The organism is Pseudoalteromonas luteoviolacea NCIMB 1942, assembly GCF_001625595.1.
Taxonomy (GTDB): Bacteria; Pseudomonadota; Gammaproteobacteria; order Enterobacterales; family Alteromonadaceae; genus Pseudoalteromonas; species Pseudoalteromonas luteoviolacea_A.
This window is the reverse complement of sequence record NZ_AUXT01000088.1, coordinates 1-204: the sequence shown is the minus strand read 5'-3', so window position 1 is coordinate 204 and position 204 is coordinate 1. Positions and strand designations below refer to the sequence as shown.

Annotated in this window: 1 protein-coding gene; it reads left to right on the top strand. The window is 39.7% G+C overall.

Going from position 1 to position 204, the window contains the following annotated elements:
- A partial coding sequence (locus tag N482_RS05370; protein ID WP_155730501.1) for an ISAs1 family transposase occupies positions 1–204 on the top strand: 204 nt, incomplete at both ends.

The window sequence follows — 204 nt, the reverse complement described above, 5'->3', positions numbered from 1 at the left end:
TCAATGTCACCTCGTCATAAATCACTGGGTCACTATATCAGGCAGCATTGGCGTATTGAAAATAGTCAGCACTATGTATTGGATGTTGTATTCAAAGAAGATAATTCACGAATAATGCTCGAAGGAGCAGTGGAAAATATGGCTTTATTTAGACGATTTGTGATGAATATTCTCAAGCAATGTGAATGCGGCGCACCTAGCCAG